Source organism: Roseobacter sp. YIN89 (assembly GCF_057219365.1).
This window is the reverse complement of the sequence record NZ_JBXVVD010000004.1, coordinates 567,058-592,997: the sequence shown is the minus strand read 5'-3', so window position 1 is coordinate 592,997 and position 25,940 is coordinate 567,058. Positions and strand designations below refer to the sequence as shown.

The window sequence follows — 25,940 nt, the reverse complement described above, 5'->3', positions numbered from 1 at the left end:
CTAGCCGATCGCTAGGGCCGCAAGTTTATCCGACTGCCGCGTAACCAGAAGATCAATCTCTGTCAGGGCGGCGCCACCAAGGACGGGGCCGGGTTTGCGCACATGCGCGCTGGCGATCGCACCGCGCTGGCACAGGATGTGCTTGCGGATTGCAAGGCCGATACCCGGTTGTGCCTCGTACCGTGCGAGCGGCAGATAGGCGTCAAAGATATCCCGAACTTTTTCCGTGTCGTGAGCGGTATGCGCGGCAACGACTTCTGACATCATCTCGGGATAGGAAAATCCGGTCATGGCACCATCAGCACCACGCGCCATTTCTTCGGGAAGATACAGCCCGCCATTGCCACACAGGATAGAGATGCGACGCGCACCGGCATCAGATGCCGCGCGCAGGGCCGAAATCTTGTCGAGGCCGGGCCAGTCTTCGTGCTTCAGCATGACACAGGTCGGGCAGTCGGCAACGATCTGCAGGATCACAGACACCGGTATGGTGACCCCCGTCGCAAGCGGGAAATCTTGCAGAACGAAGGGGATCGACCCGAGATTTTCGGCGACGCCGTGAAAGTAACCAACGATCTGCGCGTCAGTATTCAGCGTATGTGGCGGCGCGACCATGACGCCCGCGGCCCCCGCTTCCATGGCACCCTGTGCCAAGGCGCGCATTGGCGCAAAGCCCGCCGCGCTGACCCCGGCGATCACCGGTACGTCAGTGCGGTCAACGACCCGTTTGATCACCGCCAACGCCTCGTCAGCGGATAGTTTGCCCGCCTCACCCATCATTCCAAGCACGGTCAGCCCTGTGGCTCCTTTTGACAGGTAAAAATCCGTCATGCGGTCAACGCTGGTCAGGTCCAGTTCGCCATTGTCGCGAAACGGGGTCACGGCAATGGTGAAAACACCGCGCGCAGTTTCATCCAGCATCAGTCATCTCCCTCACGCTGAGGCGCCAATCCCAATGCGATTTGCCCCAAAGCCGTGGCAACAGCCACCTGACAGGGCTCGACCACCGGCAACCCCGTCGCTTTTTCCAGCGGCGCACGGTAACGCGCCATTCCCGCGCACCCCATGATCAGGACGTTTGCGCCGTCGTCATCGCGCAACCGGCGCCCGGTTTCGATCATCGCCGCAAGACACACATCCGGATCGCTCAATTCAGCAACCCCAAGGCCGATGGCCCGATCACCGGCAAGCCGGTCAAGCACACCCATCGCTCCGAAAGCGCGCAGGTGGCGCGGGATGGAACGCGGCAGGATCGCAATGACGCCAAAACGCTGGCCCAGCATCAGTGCCGACGCGACGGCGGCCTCCTGAATACCGACCACGGGGCACGACACCGCATCCCGCAAAGCGTGCAATCCGGGATCGCCAAAACAGGCGATAACATAGCCGGCGGCATCCTTTTGAGCGCGGGCCAGCCGCACCATCGGTTCGATGGTCAAATCCGCCTGCAACTGGCTTTCAATCCCGGGCGGCCCCTGTGCCAGCGTCAGACAACGGATCGGGCGGCCAAAAGCGCGCAGCGGGTCAACCGCCTTGTCGATCCCGTCTGTCACCGTCTGCGACGCATTCGGGTTTATAACGACAAGCGGGTTCATGCGCCCTCACGCGTCGCTGTCTGAATTTCGATCTGGTAGCCTTCGGGGTCATCAAACACAAAGGCGCGTATCCCGAGTGCGTCGTTTTCAAACAGTTCGGACAGCCCCACAAGACCCCGATCCCGAGCATAAGCGTACCACGCGTCGACATCCGCGACACGCAGGCAAAGCTGGACAGGTTTTTCCGGTGTCCATTTGTTCATCCCTTTGGTCTCGTCAACCAGACCGACGTGCGCGCCCGCGCAGAGGCGATAGATCTTGCACCACCCCTGATCAATCGCAAGCGACAGCCCCATGACCTCTTCATAAAATGCCATGGCAGCAGGCAGGTCTCTGTAATAGAGAAACGTAATTGCCAATGATGCAGGGTCTTGGGGTCTTTTCATTTCAGTTTCTCTTGCAGGTGCGGTGACAGCTGCGGGCGTGACTGCCACACGCCGGCGCCACCGCGACCATGAAAGCCGCGCTCATCCACCAAAACGGTACCCCGCAGCAAAACGGTCTCAGGCCAGCCTGTCACAGTGGTTCCTTCCCAAGGGTTGTAACCCACATTGTCGTGTAAATCATCCGCGCCATAGGTTACCTGCCTGTCGGCGCTCCAGATGACGAGGTCCGCATCCGCGCCAACGGCGATGCGCCCTTTGCGCGCCAATCCGTGCAGAGCTGCGGGGGCCGTTGCAGTCAACCGCGCAAAATCCTCTGCCGTGCCGCGCCCTTTGCTCACGATCGCGTCGAACATCAGAGGAAGACGTGTCTCCAGCCCCGGTAACCCATTGGCAATCTGATGAAACCCCGCGTCGGGGCCTGCGGCAAGCTTCCCGCTGGCATCATAGCGGTAAGGCGCGTGGTCAGACGAGATGACCTGCAAATCATCTTCGGCCAGCGCAGACCAAAGCGCGTCCTGATCGGCAGGTGTCCGTTGGGGCGGCGAACACATCCATTTGCCCCCCTCAGGCTGATCCAGCACGTCCTGTGTCATCAAAAGGTAGTGCGGGCAGGTTTCGGCCCAAACGGGTGCACCTTGCGCGCGGTGACGCGCGACGATGGCTGCGGCTTCGCGCGTCGAGATGTGAAACAGCATAACCGGCTGATTGAGGTACTGCGCAAAATGGCAAATGCGTTCGACAGCTTCGATTTCAGCCCAACGGGGCCGCGACGCCGCGTGATCACTCGGGCGCAGACGACCTTGGGCAATCAGCGCATTGCGTGCGCGGGTGATAATCGCGTCATTTTCCGCATGGACACACACCAGCGCGCCCTCGGCCTTTGCCACGGACATGACGCGCAAAATCTCGGCATCCCCAAGACGGATGTCATAGGTTGTAAAAAGCTTGATCGACCGATGCCCGTCGCGAATAAGCGCTGCGAGGTCTTCCTCGAATTCCGGCACTGACGGGTCTGACACAATGATGTGAAAGGCGTAATCGATCATGGCCCCGCGTTCTGCGCGTTGCTGGTAATCCGCTACCGCGTCGCGCAGGCGCTGGCCCTTTGCCTGTGCGGCAAAACAGACAACGCTTGTGGTCCCGCCACAGGCCGCCGAATGGGTTGCCGTCTCAAATGTATCCGCGTTCATGACGCCCATGCCTGACATTTGCTCGATATGGGCATGGACATCGACACCGCCGGGCAACACCAACTGGCCCCGCGCATCCAAATCCGTCCGCGCAGGGCCGATATGATTGTCGATGGCGTCTATGACACCGTTCCGGACGCCCAAATCTGCGGCGATCACCCCGTTTGGCGTAACGACCTGACCATTGCGCACAGCAAGATCGTAAAGCGGTGGCATTGCGGTCTCCGTCCTCGACAATGCCCAAAGCTAAGCATGGCCATGAAGTGATGTGAAGCACAGGCTGGCCACGCGTTGCGTTTTTTCGGGCGCGGGGCGCGCGCGGTTGCAAAAACTACCGCCGCCTCACCCGTCCATGTGCCGTCAACTTGCAGCTGGCCCGAAGGTCTCAAAGTGGATACGTTCATCGGCGATCCCCCCCGCCTGCAACCCGCGCCGTATTTCGGAAATGAATGCGGCAGGGCCACAGATCATATACTGCGCGGTCGCTCCGGCATTGAGGTCCAGCACATGCTGCGCGGTCACACGCCCTGTGGTGTAATCCCAACGCCCTTGCTGGTCATCTTTGTCCGGTTGGCTGTAAAACACTCGCAGGCCGATCCTTTGGTGATCTTTGACCAGATGGGCGACTTCGTCACGAAAAGCGTGCTCCTTACCATTGCGCGCGCCGTGTAAAAACCACGCTTGGCGTGCGGGCTGATTTGCGACCGCGTGCAACATCGACAGCATTGGCGTCACGCCAACGCCTGCGCTGATCAGCACAAGGGGATCGGTGCCCGCCGGCATCAGAAACTCTCCTGACGGGCGGTGCGCTACAATCTCGTCACCGACACGCAGACGGTCGTGCAGATAGCGTGACACCTGTCCTTTTTCTTCTCGCTTAACACTCAGACGATATGCTTGCTTATCCTCTGCGGCGCCGGACAGCGAATAGCTGCGTTTGGCACTTTCGGCTCTGCCCGGCAGGTGAACTTCGACGGGCAGATGCTGCCCCGGGACAAAGGTTGCCAGCGGCAAGTGGTCAGCGGGCGCAAGATAAAAGGAGGTTATGCCAGCGCTTTCTGCGTCCCGGCGCGTGACTTTCAACGCGCGGGTCAGATTCTGTCTGCGTTCCCATCGAAGCCCGACGGCCTGCGGGCGGTCTATGACCTCGTCAATCTCGACGTTGATCATGCGCAGCGCCTCGGGGTCATGGCTATCTCGCGGTGCCCACTCGACAGTTGCGCGGCCTGATAGCTGCAGCAACCCGCCGGTCTGGAAATCGACAAACATCAGCCCCACCCGCGGATCAGCGATCAAGTTGCCGATCGTATTGAAAAAGTTGTTGCCCGCGTAGTCCGGTATGCTCAGCGACCTCCGCCCCGAAACACGGACAAAACCGGCCGCCCCGCCGCGGTGCGACGCGTCATACCCATTTGACGCCGCACCGGGGGATGTCTGGTGGCCCGACCCGATAAAAAGCGTATCGGCCGCTGCGATCCGCGCAATTTGCGCATCCGTCAGATCCTTGCCCCGCATCGCGACAGGCGCTGCAGGCTTTTTCACGCGCGTCCAGTCGCGCTCATGTATGTATTGCGGACAGTTTCCGAATGTCTGAGAGATATCAATCGTATAGCCAGTCTCGCCGCTGGAAAGCGTACCGCTGAAACGGTTCCGCCGCCGGTTCGACAACTCGATCCCGAGAACGCCGATATCGGTGCCTTTGGCAAATGCGCCCGCAAGCGGATCAGTGTCATCAAGCCGGGTGGCAAGCTCAAGGCGGCGCGGGTCGGGCGCGGTTGCAAAACCTTCGGGCCCGTCCACCATGGTCACCCACGTGCGCCCTTCTGTGTCAGCAGCCGCCGCGACCAGAAACGGGACGGACGTGTGAAACGCCCGGTGCTGCTCTGGCAGATGGTCGCGAACAAAGCCCGATGCCCATTGCGCGACATCGCCAACACCGGCGCGCTTTTGGGCCTGCAACTCTCCGGCGTGAAAGGGGTTGATCGTATCGTTCTGGGTCATTTTGGTTCTCCTTTCGGGGACACCGCGCAGGATTGGAACCAACCTGTGCGCAAGAATTCAGGCAAGTTCGGGGATGGGTGAGGCGATCATGCCGACAAAGCCGGGCTGGCCCTCGATCCGTTTCAGCCACGCGCGGATATTGTCGTAAGGGGCCAGATCGACACCCCCTTCGGGCGCATGGGCGATGTAGCTGTAGGCTGCTACATCCGCGACGCTGATGCGGTCGGTGGCCAGCCATTCTTTGCCGTCAAGATGTGCCTCCATGATCTTGAAAAGATCATGTGCCTTGCGAACCGCCGCCGCGTGATCCAGCCCTGCGCCAAACACTGTCACCAGACGCGCGGCACAAGGGCCTGCGTAAATGTTATCCGCCGCGATCGTCATCCAACGTTGTACCTCGGCTGCATCCTTCGGGTCGGCGGGGATCCAGCCGCCCGAGGGCGCGTATGTTTGCGCAAGATACACCAGAATGGCGTTGCTATCCGCCAGCGTATGGCCGCCGTCATCAATGGCAGGGACAAGGCCGAATGGGCTGATCTTCAGAAAGTCGGGCGATTTATGCGCACGGTTCGCCATGTCCAAATCGACGGTTTCATAGGGCAGGCCAAGCAGGTTGAGCATCAACTCGACCCGGTGCGAATGGCCTGATTTAGGAGTGCGGTACAACTTGATGGGAGTAGGCATATGATTGGTCCTGCGATTGTTGTTACGTGGCGAGAGACCCTTCTCTCGGCTTGGCGCCGCCCAAATGACCGCGACAGGACAGAGATAGTTAATTTCAAAAAACAAATTAATATGGAAAAATTGAAATACATTATTCCAATTTTTGACTATAATTGCGAAACTATCGGGCCCGGTCCGGGTCGCTTAACTTTTACGCTGGGGTGCCAGTGTAGGGTTTGGCGCATGGGCGAAAATCGGGAGGTCTCATGGACCGTATACAATCGTTGGAGGTTTTCGTTGCAGTCGCAGAAGCGCAAAGCTTTGCAGGCGGCGCGCGCGCGCTCCGCATCAGCGCCCCATCGGCGACGCGCGGCGTCAACGCCCTCGAAGAGCATCTTGGTGCACGGCTTTTCACCCGCACCACGCGCAAAGTCAGGTTAACCGATGTCGGCGCTGCCTATCTTGACGATGCGCGCAATGTGTTGGGACAATTGCAAGCCGCTGACGATGCCGCTTCCGGTGCGGCGTCTACCCCGGTCGGCAAACTGCGCATTACGTGCTCGCACGAATTTGGCCGCATCTATGTCGCGCCCATCGTCACAGAGTTTCTTGATCTGCACCCGCATGTCACCGCCGAGGTACTGACACTCGACCGGATCGTGAACATGGTCGAGGAAGGGTTCGATATTGCCGTGCGGATCGGGCCGCTGCCTTCGTCCGGCCTGTCTGCCGTACGCGTCGGCGAGGTGCGGCGCGTAATCTGTGGCGCGCCGGAATACTTCGAACGCCACGGGCGCCCGTCCTCACCGGATGAGTTGGCCAATCACCAAATCGTCTCTGCTTCACCCAACAGCCCCGAAAACGAATGGCGCTTCGGGATCGATCAGAACCACGCTGTGCGTATCAAACCGCGGCTTGTTATCGGCAGTATGGGTGCGGGTATTGCAGTAGCCCGAAGCGGATGGGGCCTGTGCCGCGTGCTCTCTTATCAGATCGGTCCTGATCTCGAAGAAGGCAGACTGCAAACCGTGCTCGACGCGTTTGAACCAGAGCCGTTGCCGATACACCTGGTACATATTGAAGGGCGGCGGGCAGCGGCCAAAGTGCGCAGCTTTATCGACTTTGCTACCGAACGACTGCGTGCCATTCGTGTACTGCGGTAGCGCTCAGACTTGAAAAGAGGGGGCCGCTGTCCGGCTGCACCGGCATGTTTGCCCTTGAAACAGCCACCGACCATGTCTTTCGGGCATCCGGACTTACCACAAAGCCCAAGGAGATCAGAACGACGCCCGTCATTTCCGCAAGTGTAATATCCGGCATCAGGTCCGCGGTAATTGCAAACAACAGGCGCATGGCGCACATCAGGGCATAGATGCCAAGTGTGCCGCCTACGACGGGTGACACACTTGGCACCAGAACGCCTTTTGGGACAGTTTTGCCATACCGACTGCAGTTGCGTGCCATGGCCGCCGCCTTACCCATTGCAGGGAAGGTTGCGGTCGCAAGTGATACTTCTCAGTGCTATAACAGCGTTAATTTTATACCCGTGAGGCACATGCGGCACGCCACCACCTCCGGTATGTTGATGTAAAGAATTTTGCAGTCCGAAGGGGAGCGCACATGAGCTTATACGAGCAACTTCAGGCACGCCAAGAACAAGGCAACCCCTTGCGTGTTGCCGTGATCGGCGCGGGAAAATTCGGAACAATGTTTCTGGCCCAAGCGCTTCGCATCCCCGGCGTTCATATCGTCGGTGTTGCTGACCTGAGTGTCGATGTTGCCAAATCCAATATGGCGTACGCGGGATGGCCCGTCGAGCAGATGGAGGCCGCATCTCTGGACGCAGCCTTGGCCACTGGCGGCACACATATCAGCCAGGACGCAATGGCGTTGATTGCCCATCACGGCATCGACATTGTCGTCGAGTGTACCGGCAATCCCGTCGTGGCGGTTGATCACGCGCTGTCTTCGTTTGCGGCTGGCAAACACGTCATCTCGGCAACGGTCGAAGCAGACGCAGTCTGCGGTGCTGCACTTGTTGCACGCGCAAAAGAGGCTGGCGTCGTTTATAGCCAAGCCTATGGTGATCAACCCGCTATGGCAGTCGGGCTGGTGGATTGGGCGCGCAGTTGCGGTTTCGAGGTTGCGGCGGCCGGTCGAGGGCACAAGTGGAAGCCGGAATACCGTTTTTCCACGCCGGATACGATTTGGGATTACTGGGGGGTGACCGCGGAAAAAGCTGAACGCGGACGTTTGAACCCAAAGATGTTCAACAGCTTTCTGGATGGCACAAAACCGGCCATCGAAAGTGCTGCGATATCCAATGCAACAGGGCTGGATGCGCCGACAAACGGGCTGACCTATCCTTCAGGCGCGATCGACGATATTGCCAACCTCATGCGCCCGAAAAACGAGGGCGGCGTGTTGGAAAGGGCCGGCATGGTTGAGGTGATTTCAAGTTTTGCACAGGACGGGTCGTTGATACCCAATGACATCCGTCAGGGTGTGTGGGTCGTCGTAAAGGCGACAACCGACTATGTCGCAAATTGCTTTGAGGAATATATGGTCTCAACCGACGACAGTGGCCTTTATTACTGCAACTTCAAGCGCTTCCACCTCATAGGATTGGAACTCGGTCTCTCGGTCGGATCGGTTGGAATTCGCAAAGAAGCAACGGGAACAAGTAAAGAGTTCCGGTCCGACGTCGTCGCTGTGTCGAAAAAGGACATGAAAGCGGGCGAGATTTTGGATGGAGAAGGCGGTTACTGCGTCGCAGGTCAGTTACGCCCCAGCCGAATTTCAGTGCCCATGCGCGCGCTGCCCCTTGGCCTCACCGGAGACATCAAACTGATCCGCGATGTCCCTGCAGACACCATCTTGACCTACGACGACGTTGAAATTGACAACAGTTTGAACGCTGTGAAACTGCGCAACGAATGTGAAGCAATGATCTGACCATTCCAATTCTGCCCCCGCATCACGCCACTGCGTCCACATGCGAGTCTTTCGCGGTCGCCTGCCGCTGGCTTAGGCAGTCATTCGGCCTGTTGCGTCCGATATCTCTATAAGAAATCACCGCTGAACGCTGTAATCTGCCACTGACGGAAATGCGACGAAGGTCGACGGACGCCCCGTTTTGTGGTTGCCTAATGGTTAAACGAATGGGTTTAGGACAAGGCGGCAAAGAATGCTTGATATTAGCACAGGAAAAATAGCCCGAGTAATCATGCTGACCCGTGAATATGGGCCAGACAGCGTAAAGCTTTTTGACTATGTCGCGGGCCTCAATGATGACGAAAAAACAAGCTTGGTGGCCCTGATGTGGATAGGACGCGGCAGCTTTGAACCCGAAGAACTCAAAGAAGCGAGGAATGAAGCGCGGCGCGAAGCGACTGCTCCCACGGAAAGCTACCTTTCCGGCATCCCCGGGCTCGCCGAGCATCTCGAAAGCGGTTTGGATGCGCTCGGTATCGATGTCACGGATGCCGAAGAAAACTTCTAACCCAAATCCGCGCGTTGAATACGTGTCCTAATTTCCTGTCAGTTTTGTGCGCGCCGGTCGACGCGAAATAACCGCTGTGCGCCACCACCCAGTTGCTTGTCGGTTGTGCGCCTCGCCGCGCGATAAATGATAGCAGCCACAGAGATCGCAAACGGCTGGCAGTCCCGCCTTCGGCTCCGATTACACAGCTTTCCCGACATCCGTGAACTGGTTCACAGACCAGCAGGCCAAAAGGGGCTAGAAATGATTCTAGAAACGCACAACACCAGTTCCGGAGACTAAACCAATGCAAGGCCCTCAAATTCAATCCAGAGAATTTGGTCAGCCCTCAGGCGACCGTCATTCGATCGCTCAGCAGTTGTTCGGTAGCTTCCTTAACTTGCTGCGTCACAGCAGCGAGATGCAAGCCATGGTGAACCGGTACCATTAGAGCTGAGCTTCTCAATTCTATCTCAAACCCTCCAGTAGACTTGCCGGTGAAATTTCACCGGCATTTTTCTTGTGTGGCCACGCATTCGCCCGGTGCATCAGCAATACCTCTCGGGCCCGGTCCACTGCTCGATTGAATACCGATCCCCATGGGCCCAACCAACAGGCAAGACCTCTTCTATGCGGTCAAGGTCTGCGTTCGTCAGGCGCACCTCTGCTCCCGCCACACACTCGCGGAAGTGCTCCACTGACCGCGTCCCCGGGATCGGGATGACGTGCGGCCCACGACTTAGTAACCATGCATTCGCCAAGCCTGCAGCGGATGTGCCCATCTCGGCGGCAAGCTGTCGGAACCGATCCGGAATGCGCAGGTTTTCCGAAAGATTTGGTTCCATAAAGCGCGGGTTGCCAGCCAGAAATGGCAGGTTCGGGATGTTTTCCGAAGGGATCGGATTGTCTGTAAGCAGCGACCGCCCCACAGGCGAAAACGCCACCATGGCTACGCCAAGTTCCGCACAGGTCTGTACCAGACCAAGATCAGGAAACCGCGTCGACAAAGAGTATTCGGACTGCACGGCTGCGATCGGAAATGCTTTCATGGCGCGGCGCAGGGTGGTTGGCGCCACTTCGGAAAGCCCGATTGCTTTGGTTTTGCCCTTCTCAACCAACCGGCCCAAATTGGCCGCCGTTTCTTCTGGCGTCATGCGTGGATCGCGACGATGCGCATAAAACAGGTCGACACAATCCAGTCCGAGACGTTGCAGCGACTTGTCCAGTTCGGCCTCCAGATGCTCTGCCGAGTTGTCAAAAATACGATTTCCATCTGCGTCACGCGTGATCGTCGCCTTGGTTGCAATGACAAACTCATCGCGCGCTGCCGGATTGGCCTTCAGATACGTCCCGATGGCACTTTCAGATTTCCCCATCCCGTAGACGTTTGCGGTGTCCAGATGCGTGACGCCAAGGTCACGACACATATCAAGGATCGCATGGCTCTCGTTCTCGTTTGTCGGCCCGTACATGTCAGAGAACGACATTGCGCCATAACCGATGGCCCCGATCTCAGGTCCGTTTGCACCTAGTTTACGTTTTTCCATGTTCTTCCTTTAGTCATCTGAATGGGCTGCCCTTATAGCGCATATCGCTGCTCCGAAAAAAACTAGGGCTGTTTAGTCAAAAACCACTGCGGCTTGTGCTTTCCCGGGCAAAGATAACACCAGCGCAAGCCCAACCGCAGCCATCCCGGCCAACAGCATGAACGCATATTGATACGTGCCGTACACGTCGAAAATCCACCCCGCCAAAATCGGACCGATGGCTCCCCCGATTGTGCCAAAGAAAAGGATCGTGCCGAAAATAGACCCGTGTGATCGCATCCCGTAATATTCGGCAACGAGCGGTGAAACGACAGTAAATAAACCACCGTGGCTGAACCCGTAAAAGGCAACCACGACAAACAACGGGCCATGCGCGGCAACGTTGATGAACGCAATCAAACTTCCCAAAAGTACGGTAAAGCACATCAGGAAAGCCCGTTTGCTTCCTATACGGTCCGCCAGCAAACCCACCGTCAGACGCCCCGCGATGCTGGTTGTGCCAAGCACCGACAAGAGCGTCGCGGCTTTTGCAGTTGTCATGCCCAAGTCTGTTCCGTGCACTGCCAAATGCGTGGGTACAGTCATCATCGAAGGGAAAAACATAAACTGGATCGCGCAAAGCGACCAGAATACGCGTGATGTTCGCGCCTCGGAAAAGCTTGTCCCGTTGGATTGCCTGCCGGTGTCGGCCCCCTCATGTTCCGGCGGTTTGCGCATAGAAAACGAGGCGATAACAAGCAAAACAATCGCACCCGCTCCAAGGACGATCAACGCATGACGCCATCCGAATGTGAGCAACAGAAAAGCTGCAAGCGGCGGCATCGAAATCTGCCCGATGGCAGTACCGGTCTTAACCACGCCCGACATGATCCCGCGCTGTTTTGCAAACCAACGGGCAATGGTTGAAAGCGTTACAACGTCGTGGGCCCCCAGACCGAGCGCGATAAAGACGCCAAAGATAGCAAGCACCTGCCATTGCGCGGTAACCTGCGACAGCAGAAGATACCCGATGCCATACGCAACACCGCAGACGCCCATCACGATGCGTGGGCCAAATCTGTCGTTCATGCGGCCCGCCAGTATTGCAAGCACACCCATCATGAAAAAAGCCAGTGAGGCGGCGCTGGACAAAAATGTTCGCGACCAACCAAACTCGTTTTGCAGTGGATTGAAGAACAGCCCGTACGTAAAAAGAAGACCGATTACGGTAAACTGCGTCAGACACGCACCAAAAACCACCCGGTAACGTTGATCCAAAAATTCACTTCCTCTTGCGTATGTCCGTCGTTTTCAGGCACTGATTGTGCGCCATGCGCGGTCGAGGGCAGCACCCTTTTTCTGTATTGCTTTCGATTTTCAGCGCGGATTAATCACCTTTGTCTTGAGGCGTTCATTCGCGCCTTTGAACCGCGATGCCAGCAAAAACATCATAACGGATACCGCCAGCGCTCCGAATGCAATGGCCCACCCGAGGGCAACCAGCCCTGAGCCCGGCCAGAAGATGAGAACGCACCCTACGAGCAGCGCAACAAAACTGGCGGTGCGCGTGGTAGCACGCTCGGGATCTCCTTCCGGCAATTGCCTCCACGTGAGCAAAGAACCGATGCCGATCAGAAGCGCAAAAGCGCCCAACAACGCAAAGGCAAAGCGTGCCGTTCCCTCGGGCCAGATCAGCAACACCAAACCGATGATGATCGCACCGATTCCGATGCTGCCAGCGGCGCCCCTGCGCCCCAATCCGAACAGGGTCAGTCCACCATCGACGATCAGAAGAATACCGACGAGTTGAAGCAAGAGCGAAATGCTACCACTGGGCCAGAACAAGGCGGCGAGCCCGACACCGGCGGCGAGCAACCCGCGCAAGAAAAAAGTCCACCAAACGGTCGCCAGCCGTTCGCTTAGCGCTTCGCGCGCGTCCAGTCGGTCGTCATCGACGATCTCGGCATGTGGCGTTCGGGGCTTGTCCATGTGATGCCTCTTGCTTGACTGATAGAGACATTAACGCACACAGAGCGTTTAGTCTTCACTCATGAAACGAAGACATCACTTGGCCAAGTTTTGTCACGGCGAGGGCCTCAGACTAAGCGCCGCCGAATTGCTCCCATGCATCCAAAGCCTGCGCTGCATACATCAACGACGGACCGCCGCCCATGTAAATCGCAACGCCCAGCATCTCTTCAAATTCCTGCCGCGTAGTTCCGAGCCGGACAAGACTCTTTGTATGAAACCCGATGCAGCCATCGCACCGCAGTGCAATGGCAATTCCCATCGCAATCAACTCTTTGGTTTTTTCGTCCAACGCGGCGTCCGCGGTAGCCCCCTGCGCCATGGCAGAGAAACCTTTCATGGTATCGGGAATGCCTTTCCGCAGTTGGCCGATTTGTTTTGAAATCCCGTCTGTCAACTCTGGGTATGACGTTGCGCTCATTTCTTACTCCCTTGAAAACTTCACTCGCTTATTGCTTTACCACCTGCTCCGGCAACTCGATTTGAGTTGGATCAAGCCAGACCGTTTATCCCTTGAGCACCGCAGCCTGCAGTACCCGCAGATAGATCTTGTAACGCGGCAGGGTGTTTACACAGGCCGCTTCCTGAAACGGCGTTGTACGACGCGATACCGCTAGGCCACTGCATACCCCAGAAGCCCAAGCGGCCGTCAGAAAATCGACGCACGCATTCTTGATCTAGGACGCGAAATTGGCTCCACGGCTGCGTGTCTCGCACCAGACGCAACGGAATACCTTGCACACCTGCGGCCCGCCCAGCCGCGCGCGGGCCAAAGATAGGTACCTTGGGACGGTCGCGGTCACTTCCCCGCGAAATCTCAAATTTTCTCTGGGCTCTGGCCCTTCAAAAGGCTTCCTGCGCTGGTATCTGCTTTGCATCCGATCAGCGATTGGCGGCACAAACGGCGATGACCGGCTCGCAGACAATACGATCGTTCGCCTGACTTGCAAATTATGACTTCATCTTGAACGTCATGATAAGGTTGGCGATTGCGGCGAAAAGCGCGTTCAGCGATTTATGGATCGCCCAAGTATGAGGCCTGCCGCCAAAGCTGACGCGACCATAACCGGCCCCGTCTCCTGCTCTGTTCCGGCTTTGCCCGAACTTGTCTGGCCGTCTTCGGTAAGCAGTCCCAAGCCTTTCACAACCGACATTGCTTGCTCATGCGGATCAGCTTCTTTGCCCCTGAAGACCGATCGCCCCACAAGCATAAGAATGATCCCTGCCAGAAGTGCCAGCATTCCAAGCAAGACCGCCGCCATCCAAGGCTCCATCCGGACGGAAAGCCACAGGAACGTACCCAAAAAGAATAAAGTGACCGATAGTCCCATCATGCCCAAGGCTGCCGCCTCCAGAATGGCTCCTTTGGCCTTGCGACGAACATTGCCGGCTTGTGCCTGCAGAAAAATGTGAACGAGATTTTTAATCATTCTGTACCTCAGCGGCGCGTAATCATGCCAACCAGAAATCCGACGCCAAGCGCGATCAGTGCGGATTGAACGGGTTGCTTGTGAATATAATCTTCGATTGACGATGCTGCCTGACGCGCTTTGTGCTTGCCCTCGTTTATTTTAGAACGGGATTTTTCAAGAAGCTCGGCAGCCTCTGCAAGCGCCGCGTCTCGTTTTTCTCCGGCTTTCTCATCGCCAATATCGCACAGCAGCTTCGAAAGTTTTGTTATGTCATCCTGAATAATTTGGAATTGCTTTTCCAAGTCGTCCCGGCTGGTGTTGCGCGTTGTTTCTTCCATGAACGGCTCCCTAAATTTCATCGGACTAATCGGTTGGCACAATCAGCTTTCCACTTTTTGCGCAGCCGTATCCGGGGGCGCGGTGGTGTCTTCTTCCAGCCACCATAAGATCAGTTCGAGGCATAGCGCCAGTATGACAGGCCCCAAGAAGATGCCGACGACACCCCATATGATAAGACCACCAAGTGCGCTCAGGAAAACCAGCGTTGTTGGCAAGTTGGCTCCGCGCGCGACCACAATTGCCTTAACCGCGTTGTCAGACAGCCCGACTACGAAAAGCCCCCATACGACGAGGAAGATTGCCATGCCCGTCTGACCGTCCAGCCAAAGCCACGCAGCCAGCGGCCCCCAAATGAGTATCGGCCCGACTTGGAGCAAGCCCAGCAAAAACGTGGCGAACGCGAGAAGCGGCCAATGCGGGACGCCAACAAATACAAATGCAAAAGCTGCAATCGCCGTCTGAACAGCTGCCGAGCCAAGGATACCGAGAACGGTGTAGCGAACTGTCAAAACAGAACGCATTGCCAGTTGCAGGCCGCGCGCGGCGCCCAGTTTTTCGAACGCCTTGGTGGAAAGCCGGATGAGAGGCTCCGCATATTGCAAGATCACTGCCGCAAGGATCAATCCCAGCAGGAATTCGAGCACAAAATGGCCGATAAGCCGCCCTTCCAACATTAATGTCGATAAAAGAAGCCTAAGATCATCCCCTACGAGGCGTCGGACAGCCTCGAAGTCATCTCGCAGTCCATTCCACAGATCGACCCATGTTGGTGGCATGTTTGCAGGCAAATCCAGCCCGAGATTTTCCAGATGTCCGCCCTCAACAAGCAGTATCGCGACTTCTGGAAAAACAGCGATGACGGATCGCACCAGGAAAAGCATCGGGATCAGAACAAAGAAGATCAAACCGATGATGACGGCCGCTGTTGCCAATCCGCGACGACCTCCAAGCCGTCCCGACAGGCTGACGTGCAAGGGATGCAGTGCAATTGAAACAAAAACAGACCAAAGGAGCGCTGGCGCAAAGGGGCTGAGGGTCAGCGCGCCCATCAAGAAGACAATTGCAATCGCACCAATTGGCAAAAGTCTTTCGAGAAGTTCGCGTGCTTCAGCCTTCATGGATCAGTCCCTGCATTCTCATGAAACCTTTTGCAACGCCGGTACATCACATCAATATGACAGTTCTACCTGTGACCCATTCAAAGGGCATTTTCTTGCAGGTTCCAATCTTTAATTGGTACGTCGTTCCAGAAAAGCGGCGCACGCAAGAGAGCAATCAACATTGTCAGGTTCGGGTTCAATGCAGTTATTCGAGCATATCGCACAAATTGTAGCTTTGACCCGTTTGGCGGCAGCTCACAGATAAAGTTTACCGCTTGGGCCCAAAACAACTACATCTCGCAACCGCGGACAACTTCAGAGAATTGGTCGACCTCTACTGCACGCAGGAATGGTCATCTATCAACGGTGACCGCAACACGCCTGTGAAAAGCGATTTCACCGTCAACATAACTGGAATATGTCCAAGCAGTAGGCTTCGAATGCGCGAACAGACCACAGAAATCTTGCCGTGCCCCGAATAGACCGTCTTTGGACAGGAAACGGGAACAACGACGCAATGCCTTAGCGCGGACAAGGCGGGCCTGCATAATGCTTCAAAGGGGTCATTATGTTTTTCATTGTGTGTAAGTGGCCACCGGGCGTTCATGCCGAAAGGCACGCAGATACCAATTAGCCTTTTGACAAGTCTTGCCGCGATTGGGCGGCCAGTATTTCACGCCCCACTCCACTGACCAGCGCACGGTCTCGAAGAGACGGGCAGTTCAACAAGCAGTATTGGACGGATTAGCTTGGTATTCCAGCTTGAAGGAATGCGCATTCCAAACGCTTCCGAACGTCTTCATCTTCGACGAGTTGCAAGAAATTCCACCCGGTAAGTCTGAAATCAGGGAAATCAGATTTTAGTCGCTTCGCTGTCTCTTCGCTCGCAGTCAGTTCACCTTCTAGAAAGTAAGAAGCAGCCGCCCAGCACAAAGCCGGCGGCCCCACTGGCCCGCCGCGTTGAACGTTCTTTTCGTGCGCGGCGAGCGAGGCTTTGTAGTTGCCCGCCATGAAGTTCGCATGGCTGATGACATTGAGATATGGCCCGTTCGCGAAGTTTGGGCTTATTCTATACGCCGCCTCGGCGGCTGCGATGGATTCTTTGGAATTGCCGCGCATGCCGTTTATGACGGCCACAAAAATATGCGCATCCGGATCATTGGGCAGGAGTTCGAGACCTTTCGTCGCCGCTTCGATCGCTTCATCGAAACGTCTTTGCGCCAGCAACGCCAGTCCGAGGATAGTATAGGACCATCCGAAATTGGGATCCAACGCGATCGCTTTGTAGGCGAGTGCTTCCGCTCGCGCCCCCAGCATCTCGTGATCGGCGTGCCCCCACAAGGCGCCAAAACTGACGATCCAGGATAGTCCGGCATAGCCTCCGGCAAATTCGGGCGCTTGCTCGACCACCTGTTCGAAGAGTTCTTTCGCCGCCAAGATGCGGGGGGGAATTGGCGGGAAGGGCATCGCCTTGGCACGGACAAAAAGCTCGTACGCTTCCAAATTGTGGGTATGAACCTCGTGCAATCGCTTCTCTTCGGACTTTGTCAGCCTTATGGAAAGCTTTGAGACGACTTCTTCGCAGACTTGATCCTGAAGCTCAAAAACCGCGTCCAGTGAACCATCAAAACGCTCGGCCCAGATATGTCCTCCGGTCATTGCATCAATCAACTGAACGTTGATGCGTACACGTTCGCCCAGTTTCCGCACGCTCCCTTCTATGATGTTCGCAACCCCTAGCGCGCGTCCTACGCTTGGAATATCCAAAGCTTGCCCCTTGTAGACAAAGGTTGAGTTTCTCGCGACCACAAACAAACCTGACAATTTGGACAGATCGGTAATAAGGTCCTCGGTAAGACCATCAGCAAAATAGTCCTGTTCAGGATCGGCCGACATGTTGTCGAATGGCAGAACAGCAATCGACGGAATATCAGGAACGCTTAGGTCCGCGCCAAAGGTATTTTCGGCAGGCACGGGACCTCCGCCCCAATGCCAAATCCGGACAGGTCGTGGGATATTTTTGACATTGTGCTCGCCTCCGTCGGTCCACTCGAGAATTATTTTGCCCACAATTTGCCTGTAGGCTTCATCGGAGACACTGATCCCTCCGGGACTGGCCAATGGTTCTATTCTCGCCGCAATGTTAACTCCTTCACCAAAAATATCGCCGTCTTCAATGACGATGTCGCCCACATGCACGCCGACACGCATTTTGATGCTTTTTGTCGAAGTATTGCCGGCATTCTGAAGCTTCAATTTTTCTTGCAGTTCTACGGCGGCTTCCATGCTCGCCACAGCAGAAACGAAGTCGATCAGAAAACCATCACCCATCGTTTTAACGATGTGACCGCCGTGTTTTGCGACAATGGGTTCTACCAGTTCTCTCTTCAATGCCCTCATGGCATCGAGAGTCCCGATTTCATCTTCTGCCATCATCGCGGAATACCCTACAACGTCGGCTGCCACGATTGATGAGAGTTTCCGATTGGTCGAATTGCCCATGGGGCGAACGCTAATTCCACCGACCGGAAAAAGCGAACAGATATTTGATCGATAAACCCGCCGAGTGAGATGTAGCTGCGGCCCATCAAGGGATGCCCCTGTCCAGCAGATCAAGTGTACGTCCGCGCGTGCGTTGCCTTTGGGTCAATGCGTTTATTCGAGCTTGTAGTGCAAATAATAGCTTTGTCGCGGTAGTCGGCCGGTTGCTGCTGGAAAATCAAAAGTCGGGTTCGAACGATAGCTTTGCCTCAGAGCGGACACTGACGGGACATGGGTAAGCTTGCGCTAGGCGGAAACCCGGCTGCCGCCTGTGCAGCAAACTTTGCGGCTGCGCGTTCACCAATTCGCAGAACCAGTCGAGGCACTGCAGCGTGGCTTTCCGAAGCCGGACATTCAAATCATATAAATAGCCAAATTCCATTCCCGCCATTCGCCGCACCGGGCATGTATGTCTCTGTTGCGGACAAAACAGTCATCGAAAAATCCGGTCAGCCGCCGAAAACTACACACCCGGCAATAATTGCAAGTAGCGGGGTAACCCTATGGGTATCAATCGGGTAGACCTGCCTTTTCGAGCATTTCGAGGAAGTATTCTTTGTCCTCATCAAGACGATACGGCAGGCTGCTCTGAACGAAGTCTCGCGTGTAACCCGGGCTGATTTCGCGTATCTGGCTGATGACCTGTGCAGCTTCGCTGCGCATGTCGAGCGAGGCAAAAATTGCAGCTGTGAGCGCTAGCGCATTGCTCGCCTGCGGCATGTGCGTGCGCACCTTCACAGCATGTGGCCGAGCCTCTGCGCTTCTTCTGAGGTGAAACAAGGCCCGCATGTAATGATTGTCGTAGAGTACCGGAAAGTGAGGGTTTAATCGCATGGCGTGTTCGAGGTTATGCATACCGTTGCCATGGTCGCCCGCGTAGATTTGCGCGAACGCGAGATAACTTCGGTAAGATGCATTGGACGGATACAACTCGCAGACTTTCTGCAATTCGGCCAGCGCGCGGTCATGCAACCCATCTCGCCAAAGGTACACCCACGCAAGCACAACCATCGCAAACGGCTCATCTTCGTCAACGTGCAAGGCCTTGAGAGCCGCATCCCACGCCTTTGAATACGCAAGGTCCGTATCCATGCCCCATGAATTCGTAGCTTCAGATATGTAATACCAACCGATTAATGAATGTGCGCGGGCATTTTCCGGTTCAAGTTCGAGGGCTTTCTGAGCATTCTCAAAAGCACCGCGCGCATTATCGCGGCCAACCTCAAAAATGCCATGCTGCGCTTTGAGAACAAAGTCGTACGCTCCCATACTGTCTGAGCTTTTCATCGCCCGTTGCCGGTGCCGTCGTTCGATCTGACCCGCCAGCCGGTTCACGATCACCTCAGTTATTTCGTCCTGCAGAGAAAAAATGTCAGCCGCTTCCCGGTTGTAGCGTTCCGACCAGACATCCGTCGCAGACGCCGGATCAACAAGCCGGACAGTTATTCTTATCCGGCTCGCGGCCCTTTGAACCGATCCTTCTGCAATGTATTGGACACCGAGTTCATCCGCAATTTCCGCTTTTGACTTTGTGGAATCGCGATACGCAAAGCTGGAATGCTGCGCGATGACAAACAGCTCCTTATATCGGGACAAATCGGAAATGATGTCATCGGTGATTCCATCCGAGAAGAATTGCTGATCCGGATCTCCGGACAGATTTCTGAACGGCAGAACCGCAATGGATGGTCGTTTCGGCAGCGACTGATTTGCCGCATAAGACGGTGCCTCTTGCGGCACCGCTGGTGAAGCGTTGTGAGGTGACCATTGCCAGACCCTGACCGGTCGGTCGATATTTTTGAGATACCGCTCACCCAGATCCACAAAAACCAAGTCTAGATGGTCACGTACTTGTTCGTATACTGCATCAGACACGCAGATTGATCCTGCGTCGGCCTGCGCTTCTATTCTGGCAGCGATGTTTACCCCGTCGCCGAATATATCGTCGTCGTCGAGAATGATGTCACCCACATGGATCCCGACCCGAAATGTCAGCTGCGCGTCAGACGGGTTCAGCGACAGGTTTGTCTGGAAGTCCATAGCCGCTTTCGTGGCTTCAAGCGCAGATGCAAACTCAACAAGCAGCCCGTCTCCTGTCGATTTTACAATTCTGCCTCCCCCGGCTGCCAACGCGGGGTCAATAACCTGCCGACGGGCTTCTTTTAATCCATTAAGCGTTGCACTCTCGTCGCTGCGCATCAGACGAGAATAACCGACCACGTCGGCGACTAGAATTGCCGCAAGGCGTCTCAATGAATACTTCCTCCGTTAACTAGAAAGAACGTATCCGCGCTTCGCAGAAATTACCATTCTATCGAGCTTGTATGAATTATTGATCTTTGCTTCGCGGAGGTCAGGGCTGCCTCGGACTCAGAATGGTCGTCTGCTGCAGGTTGCTTGGAAGGCAGCTTTGCGGCTAGCCTTGCCTAACGCTCCTTATTTGCCAATCGGACGCTACACAAAATGGAGTGGGATTGTTGATTGCTAAATTTGAACCTGAAACCATTTTGGAGGGCGGAGAATTATGACGCACAAACTGACCCTAACGGGCGCGATTTCAGCTTTTGTTTTGGCGCTTCACTCGCAGACACACGCACAGGACGTAAGCGCAGGGCGCGATGTCTACATTGGAAAATGTATCAGCTGTCACAAGTTCAAATGTAACAGCAATGGTCCAAGGCTAGAGGGCGTTGTCGGCAGGCAAGTTGGAACTGCTGTCGGTTACGACAGCTACACCCAGGGCCTTCTAGACGCTCAGTTCGTTTGGTCCATTGAAGCATTGGAGAAGTTTCTCGCGGCCCCTAATGAGGTGTTTCCGGAAAGCACCATGGCTTGGGCAGGAAAAGTGGAAGATCCGGAAGATCGTAAAAATCTGATCGCGTACCTGCAAACTGATGATCCATCAGTCGATCTTTGCCCGTCCAATTAAGTCCGGCATATATGACCGAAGTTTGAAAATAGAAACTGCGTGCTCCCTGCGACAGCCCCCCAACGCTGTCAGCTTCGGGCTCACAGCGGAAATTCGCTGCTGCTTGCACCTATGACTGGTCTACGGACTCCCCCGTCATTCGTTTTAGCAATTCGCTGACGCGGCATCGCTTCGCACTTGCTGGATGCATGCCGCTGCGTTGTCGCTCACGTCGCAAATGCACCCACTCAACAAGGCGCCATGACATCAAACCCAAACCGCACTTTCGCTACACGCGACATGGAACCATCACTTGCGATCGGCTCCTGGTTTCAAGGTCTGAGTGCTCTGGCCTCAACGACGCCCGCGGACGGTGTGGTGACTTGAGGAAATGTCCAAGAGCCGGTCCTTGCGCTTTTTTGACCAATGAAGTCTTTTGGTGCCTGAACAATCAGGAGGATGCTTGCTCAATGCTCAGGCGCGTTTTGACTGCGGCCCTTTCGGCCGTCTTGCTTTCGATCGCTTCATTCGGAGTTGCCGAGACAATGCACGTGAAGACCACAGTTACCTACCGGGAAAGGATCGCGCTTCCGCCTGACGCCGTTTTGGAAGTCGAGCTTCTCGATACGTCGCGTGCAGATGCGCCTTCAGTGCGTTTGTCTTCCCAGAGATTCAAACTCAGTAATGTGCCAAAGACAGTTGAAATTGCCTACGACACGGATCTGATCGATGAGCGCCTTATGTACACGGTAGCTGCCAAGATCATTTCTGACGGTCGCGTGATGTTTCGCTCGACGACAGCAACACCCGTACTCACCCGTGGCGCACCGGACTCTGCTGAACTCGTTTTGGAGATGATGCCAAGAAAAGCGGAGGGCAGCGATGCAGACCAATCAATCTACGGTATCGCTTGGGAAGTTTACGAGATCGCAGGGCGGATGCTCATCGCTGACAATCCTCCTTCCTTAACCCTCGAGCAAGATGGCCAGTTTGGCCTTTACGGTGGATGCAACCGGTTCACGGGAACTCTCAACGCAGCGGACGGGGCGTTCAGCATGCCGGAAAACTTCGCAGGAACGATGATGGCTTGCCCTGAGGCGCGGGAACGGCTTGAGAAAGACACGCTACAAGCGCTGTCCAGTGCCACTGGCTACCTCAGAAATGGGCCAAACCTGACGCTGACGAACGCGGCTGGTGCGACAGTACTTCGACTGCGGGAGATTTCAAAATAGCGGCGATGAGAGCCATGGGGCGCTACCCAATCGTCATGTGCCCTTATGCCACTATAACCGGCTTTCGAATGCCACCGACCATATGCGCCACCCGGCCACAATGCCGGGGCCGTAGCAGTCCCGAACGACGACACTTGACCCTCTTGTCATCGGTACAGCACAAGTTGACGCCTGAGCGCACAAAGGTGGTGATACGAAACCTATATCAGGTGCGTCACAGCATCCACTCGATTGGCAAGAAACCAAACAGTGCAACAATTCCCCGTGAAAAAACGGTCGTGTTTGGTTCTTCAACGAGGCGGGCGGGTTGACCGGCTTGTTTGCGGTCCAGCCAGTTGAGCACGTCGTCATCCGTGCGAACGACCTCGTAGGCCCAGCTATCCAGGCTTTCATCAAGCGTATTTGTCACCAAACGTGCGAGAGCCGGACTATCTATCAGAAAACCCATCTCCGTATTCAAAAACGCCGAACGGGGATCGAAATTATACGAACCAACAAAAATTTCCGACCTATCGATCACAAAAGTCTTTGCGTGCAAACTGGAGTGTTGCGACCCAACCAGTCCGAACTGGTCTCGCAGCTTTGGAAGCTCCTGAAAGGATCTGAGCTCAAAGAGCCGCACGCCTCCGCGCAGCAGTTCGTCTCTGTACTTTTGGTAGGCACCGTGGACGGGTAACACGTCTGTGGCCTCTTGTGCGTTGGTCAATGTCCGGACTTCGATGCCGGCTTGGGCCCAACGCGTTAAAGCCTCGCGAATGACCGGCCCCGGAACGAAGTATGCGGAAATCAGATCGACTTCCTGTTTCGGCGGTGTGAGGATTTGGAGAAGCCTGTAAGACAGATATCCTGCCTCTTCCATCTCCCCTTGCGCTTTGATCGGATCGTCGCTCACCAACTCTACCTCGACCCATTCAAAACCACGCGCATCCTCGGTAAGTTCTTCGATAATGCGCGAGTTCTGGATTGCTTCGAGATATTCCTGACCACCCGGCGCGGCGCGCGCCAGACTGACTTCCGCCGCAAGTGTTTCAGTTTGCGGATCGTCCGGCGCGACCAAATCCGCGAGTGGAACACTTGTCTCGCTTGCCCAATAGATGTCGAAGTCTTCATCGACCTCGCGCGCGGCGTCCCCTATGACGGCGACGTCGAAATCGAAGTAGTTCACCTCTTCGTTTCGGTAGAAATAGATATCGCCTATGTTTCGCCCTCCCACGATGGCAGCAACGCCATCGAAGGTCATCGATTTGTTGTGCATGCGGCGATTGAGACGCGAAAAGTCGAGAAGATAGGAGACCATCCGAGGCGATCTGAGCACGAAGGGGTTGAAAATGCGGACTTCGATGTTCGGGTGAGCGTCCATCTCGGCCAGTTCTGGGTCGAGATCGGGAATGCCGTTGTCGTCCAACAACATGCGGACCCGCACACCGCGATCCGCAGCGTCACGCAAAGACTGCAGTAACAAAAGCCCCGTCAAATCCTTCTGCCAAATGTAGTATCGCACATCGATGCTCGTTTGCGCAGCTTCCGCCAGAACAATCCGAGCCGCGAAAGCGTCGGGACCGTGTATCAAGGGTGAAACACCAGATTTCCCGGCGTGGTCTGATTTCAGATCAAGGATCAAGTTGCCCAGTTCTGTATCAGTTGACGCTTCGATTGCTGTTGAATTGTCGCGGCCCTCCGCGCTCGGCAAAGCGTATATCGTCCGAAAGAGGAAGGAGGCGGCAACAAAGAGCACGACCAGAACAATCACTGACCTGATAAATCTGAACAATTGTTCCCTCCCTTGCTACACGCGACGTCGTGGAGCCTACCTGGCTAGCTACCCTCACAATGGAACGGCAATGCGCGAAGCGCAAATTCGTTTGGGTTCTGGACACACGAAAGATAGAATCCACGCGAGCAGCTTCGACATGCATGCGCAGTCTGTTCCGGACTTGACGCCGTTATACACCGAACCTTAGTGAGCGTCTGCAGTGTCCCGGCAAGCTGTCATGGGAAGTCCAAGACTTGGAACTCTGGCCCGAGAGACCGCTTTCACCAGCGCAAGACGTTCGCTGCGGTCACAACGAGTGTCTCAGTTGCGGACGAAGCCGCCGTTTGCAAAGTCCATCAACACTGCAGTGTTCGGGTGCGTTTCATCCGCCAAGACTGCGCAGCAGTCCCACAGAAGGATCGCCTGTGTTGGGGAGCCCCCGGCTGCTCTGGTAGCTGCTGATGGCCTCGCGAGTGTTCGGACCAATGACGCCATCCGCACCGCCGGTGTCAAACCCAATCCTGGTCAGCCTTTTCTGAAGAGCGATGCGGTCATCCTTCGTAAGTCCATTGGCATCGGGCGGGAAAGGGGTGACCAGCGGGCCGGCCCCACTGATCCGGTCGGCGAGGTGCCCGACGCCGATCGCATATGCGTCCGAGTTGTTATAGCGCTTAATGACCCGGAAGTTACTGTTGACGACAAAACGCGGGCCCCCAGGTTGCGGCTGTAGCGTACCGCCCGCACTGCCCGGTGGGATTTCCCGGCCCCAGCTCTGACCTCGTGTCCAACCATTACGCGCCAGATATGCAGCCGCAGACGCCAGTGCATCGGTCGGATCCTCCGACCAAATATCGCGCTTACCGTCGCCTGCGAAATCGACGGCAAAGGCTTCATAGGAGGTTGGTATGAATTGTGTATGACCCATGGCACCAGCCCAGCTGCCGGTCATGGCCTCGACAGAGACATCGCCATTCTGAAGAATGCGAAGTGCTGCGAGCAGCTGTCTCTCAAAGAATGCGCCACGACGGCCGTCATAGGCCAATGTAGAGGTGGCCGAGACCACTGGGACATTGCCGCGGCGAGCGCCATAAAAACTCTCCAGCCCCCAAATTGCGGCGATGATTTCTGCATCGACACCATATTGATTTTCGATGGCGGTCAATGTCGTGCGTTCCCTTGCCAGGGCCGCACGGCCTTTGCTCACGCGCTCGTCTGAAACAGCTATTGAGAGATAGTCTTCCAGGCTGCGTTTGAATTCGGTCTGGTTGCGGTCGCGCGTAACAACGCCCGGCAAATAGCCTGCGTCGCGGAGGCCTGCGTTTAACATGGCCTCACTGATCCCCTCGCGGGCCGCGCGTGTGCGAAATGTAGTGACCCACGCATCATAACCGGCATTTGGGACCGGTTTGAGATCGGAAGGCAATCCGCTCTCGGTTCCTCGGCCACTCACTTCCGCGCCAGTGCATGCCGTTAGACTCAAGGCAGCGAAGCTCAACCCAAATTGGCGGCGTGTCATTTCCATCTTCACGAGTTAAATCCTCCTCATTTCCTTGTTGTATGCGCAGCTCTGCAGAAAAACCGCCTCGGTCTAATTGGTGACCCGATACGCTCGCTGCCTAATCTACTCTTTCACCCCATTGTCAAGATCGTCGAAGTGATGAGATAGGTTCCAACGAAATTGCGCGAGTGACAGCAATGTACCGGTCAACAGTCATAGTTGATGGTCATTCCGAAGAATTTCGCCTGAAGGTCTGCATTTTACAAGCACGGGGCTTTCACCGAAAT

Annotated in this window: 23 protein-coding genes and 1 pseudogene; 5 read left to right on the top strand and 19 right to left on the bottom strand. The window is 56.0% G+C overall.

The features are described 5' to 3' along the window. The 6 genes from AC2D8V_RS18760 to AC2D8V_RS18735 all read right to left on the bottom strand — a co-directional run bounded on the left by AC2D8V_RS18760 (position 1) and on the right by AC2D8V_RS18735 (position 5,856). A complete protein-coding gene (locus AC2D8V_RS18760; RefSeq protein ID WP_484735120.1) occupies positions 1 to 921 on the bottom strand; it encodes a dihydrodipicolinate synthase family protein in 921 nt (306 codons plus the stop codon). Continuing rightward, complete coding sequence (locus AC2D8V_RS18755; protein ID WP_484735119.1) at positions 921 to 1,595, bottom strand: aspartate/glutamate racemase family protein; 675 nt, start codon at positions 1,593 to 1,595, stop codon at positions 921 to 923. The genes AC2D8V_RS18760 and AC2D8V_RS18755 overlap by 1 nt, the downstream gene beginning before the upstream one ends. Then, positions 1,592 to 1,981, bottom strand: a complete 390-nt coding sequence (locus AC2D8V_RS18750) for a VOC family protein (RefSeq protein WP_484735118.1) — start codon at positions 1,979 to 1,981, stop codon at positions 1,592 to 1,594. The genes AC2D8V_RS18755 and AC2D8V_RS18750 overlap by 4 nt, the downstream gene beginning before the upstream one ends. Then, the gene (gene hydA / locus AC2D8V_RS18745) at positions 1,978 to 3,387 is read right to left on the bottom strand and encodes a dihydropyrimidinase (RefSeq protein ID WP_484735117.1); all 1,410 of its coding nucleotides are present in this window, start codon (positions 3,385 to 3,387) and stop codon (positions 1,978 to 1,980) included. Before hydA ends, AC2D8V_RS18750 begins: the two co-directional genes overlap by 4 nt. 144 nt (positions 3,388 to 3,531) lie before the next feature. Next, on the bottom strand, positions 3,532 to 5,172 hold the full coding sequence (locus tag AC2D8V_RS18740; RefSeq protein WP_484735116.1) for an FAD-binding oxidoreductase: 1,641 nt from the start codon (positions 5,170 to 5,172) through the stop codon (positions 3,532 to 3,534). 57 nt (positions 5,173 to 5,229) lie between these two features. Further along, positions 5,230 to 5,856, bottom strand: coding sequence for a glutathione S-transferase family protein (locus AC2D8V_RS18735; protein WP_484735115.1), 627 nt, complete (start codon positions 5,854 to 5,856; stop codon positions 5,230 to 5,232). Positions 5,857 to 6,101: 245 nt separating this feature from the next. On the opposite strand from AC2D8V_RS18735, the gene AC2D8V_RS18730 reads away from it, so the two are divergent. Beyond that, on the top strand, positions 6,102 to 6,998 hold the full coding sequence (locus AC2D8V_RS18730; RefSeq protein WP_484735114.1) for a LysR family transcriptional regulator: 897 nt from the start codon (positions 6,102 to 6,104) through the stop codon (positions 6,996 to 6,998). Here the strand turns inward: AC2D8V_RS18730 and AC2D8V_RS18725 are convergent. Continuing rightward, positions 6,961 to 7,299 carry a hypothetical protein gene (locus tag AC2D8V_RS18725; RefSeq protein WP_484735113.1) on the bottom strand — a complete coding sequence of 113 codons (339 nt, stop codon included), beginning with the start codon at positions 7,297 to 7,299 and terminating at the stop codon, positions 6,961 to 6,963. The two genes, AC2D8V_RS18730 and AC2D8V_RS18725, sit on opposite strands and share 38 nt — an antisense overlap. 156 nt (positions 7,300 to 7,455) lie before the next feature. Here AC2D8V_RS18725 and AC2D8V_RS18720 point away from each other — a divergent pair, with 156 nt between their 5' ends. Both AC2D8V_RS18720 and AC2D8V_RS18715 read left to right on the top strand, forming a co-directional pair. Further along, a complete protein-coding gene (locus tag AC2D8V_RS18720; RefSeq protein ID WP_484735112.1) occupies positions 7,456 to 8,790 on the top strand; it encodes an NAD(P)H-dependent oxidoreductase in 1,335 nt (444 codons plus the stop codon). A gap of 232 nt (positions 8,791 to 9,022) precedes the next feature. Then, positions 9,023 to 9,337, top strand: coding sequence for a DUF3775 domain-containing protein (locus AC2D8V_RS18715; protein WP_484735111.1), 315 nt, complete (start codon positions 9,023 to 9,025; stop codon positions 9,335 to 9,337). Positions 9,338 to 9,864: 527 nt separating this feature from the next. Here AC2D8V_RS18715 and AC2D8V_RS18710 read toward each other — a convergent pair. From AC2D8V_RS18710 to AC2D8V_RS18665, 10 genes and pseudogenes are all read right to left on the bottom strand, one after another. Beyond that, the gene (locus tag AC2D8V_RS18710; RefSeq protein WP_484735110.1) at positions 9,865 to 10,863 is read right to left on the bottom strand and encodes an aldo/keto reductase; all 999 of its coding nucleotides are present in this window, start codon (positions 10,861 to 10,863) and stop codon (positions 9,865 to 9,867) included. 72 nt (positions 10,864 to 10,935) lie between these two features. Then, positions 10,936 to 12,120: an MFS transporter gene (locus tag AC2D8V_RS18705; protein ID WP_484735109.1), complete on the bottom strand. Its 1,185-nt coding sequence runs from the start codon at positions 12,118 to 12,120 to the stop codon at positions 10,936 to 10,938. Positions 12,121 to 12,219: 99 nt separating this feature from the next. Next, positions 12,220 to 12,831: an HdeD family acid-resistance protein gene (locus AC2D8V_RS18700; protein ID WP_484735108.1), complete on the bottom strand. Its 612-nt coding sequence runs from the start codon at positions 12,829 to 12,831 to the stop codon at positions 12,220 to 12,222. 112 nt (positions 12,832 to 12,943) lie between these two features. After that, a complete protein-coding gene (locus AC2D8V_RS18695) occupies positions 12,944 to 13,291 on the bottom strand; it encodes a carboxymuconolactone decarboxylase family protein (RefSeq protein ID WP_484735107.1) in 348 nt (115 codons plus the stop codon). 586 nt (positions 13,292 to 13,877) lie between these two features. After that, positions 13,878 to 14,300, bottom strand: coding sequence for a phage holin family protein (locus AC2D8V_RS18690; protein ID WP_484735106.1), 423 nt, complete (start codon positions 14,298 to 14,300; stop codon positions 13,878 to 13,880). A gap of 8 nt (positions 14,301 to 14,308) precedes the next feature. Further along, positions 14,309 to 14,620, bottom strand: a complete 312-nt coding sequence (locus AC2D8V_RS18685) for an ElaB/YgaM/YqjD family protein (RefSeq protein WP_484735105.1) — start codon at positions 14,618 to 14,620, stop codon at positions 14,309 to 14,311. Positions 14,621 to 14,662: 42 nt separating this feature from the next. Next, a complete protein-coding gene (locus AC2D8V_RS18680; protein ID WP_484735104.1) occupies positions 14,663 to 15,739 on the bottom strand; it encodes an AI-2E family transporter in 1,077 nt (358 codons plus the stop codon). A 726-nt stretch (positions 15,740 to 16,465) separates the two neighbouring features. Continuing rightward, on the bottom strand, positions 16,466 to 17,695 hold the full coding sequence (locus AC2D8V_RS18675) for a tetratricopeptide repeat protein (protein ID WP_484735185.1): 1,230 nt from the start codon (positions 17,693 to 17,695) through the stop codon (positions 16,466 to 16,468). Between the two features lie 105 nt (positions 17,696 to 17,800). After that, positions 17,801 to 18,154 (bottom strand): annotated as a pseudogene (locus tag AC2D8V_RS18670) (adenylate/guanylate cyclase domain-containing protein); the annotation flags it as partial. 618 nt (positions 18,155 to 18,772) lie between these two features. Next, positions 18,773 to 20,515: an adenylate/guanylate cyclase domain-containing protein gene (locus tag AC2D8V_RS18665; protein WP_484735103.1), complete on the bottom strand. Its 1,743-nt coding sequence runs from the start codon at positions 20,513 to 20,515 to the stop codon at positions 18,773 to 18,775. 271 nt (positions 20,516 to 20,786) lie between these two features. Between AC2D8V_RS18665 and AC2D8V_RS18660 the strand changes: the two genes are divergently transcribed. After that, a complete protein-coding gene (locus AC2D8V_RS18660) occupies positions 20,787 to 21,191 on the top strand; it encodes a c-type cytochrome (protein ID WP_484735102.1) in 405 nt (134 codons plus the stop codon). A gap of 524 nt (positions 21,192 to 21,715) precedes the next feature. Further along, positions 21,716 to 22,402, top strand: a complete 687-nt coding sequence (locus AC2D8V_RS18655; protein ID WP_484735101.1) for a YbaY family lipoprotein — start codon at positions 21,716 to 21,718, stop codon at positions 22,400 to 22,402. A gap of 214 nt (positions 22,403 to 22,616) precedes the next feature. Here AC2D8V_RS18655 and AC2D8V_RS18650 read toward each other — a convergent pair whose 3' ends face one another. Beyond that, positions 22,617 to 24,173, bottom strand: coding sequence for a phospholipase D family protein (locus tag AC2D8V_RS18650; protein WP_484735100.1), 1,557 nt, complete (start codon positions 24,171 to 24,173; stop codon positions 22,617 to 22,619). Between the two features lie 364 nt (positions 24,174 to 24,537). Continuing rightward, positions 24,538 to 25,677: a lytic murein transglycosylase gene (locus tag AC2D8V_RS18645; protein ID WP_484735099.1), complete on the bottom strand. Its 1,140-nt coding sequence runs from the start codon at positions 25,675 to 25,677 to the stop codon at positions 24,538 to 24,540. Between the last annotated feature and the right edge of the window lie 263 nt (positions 25,678 to 25,940).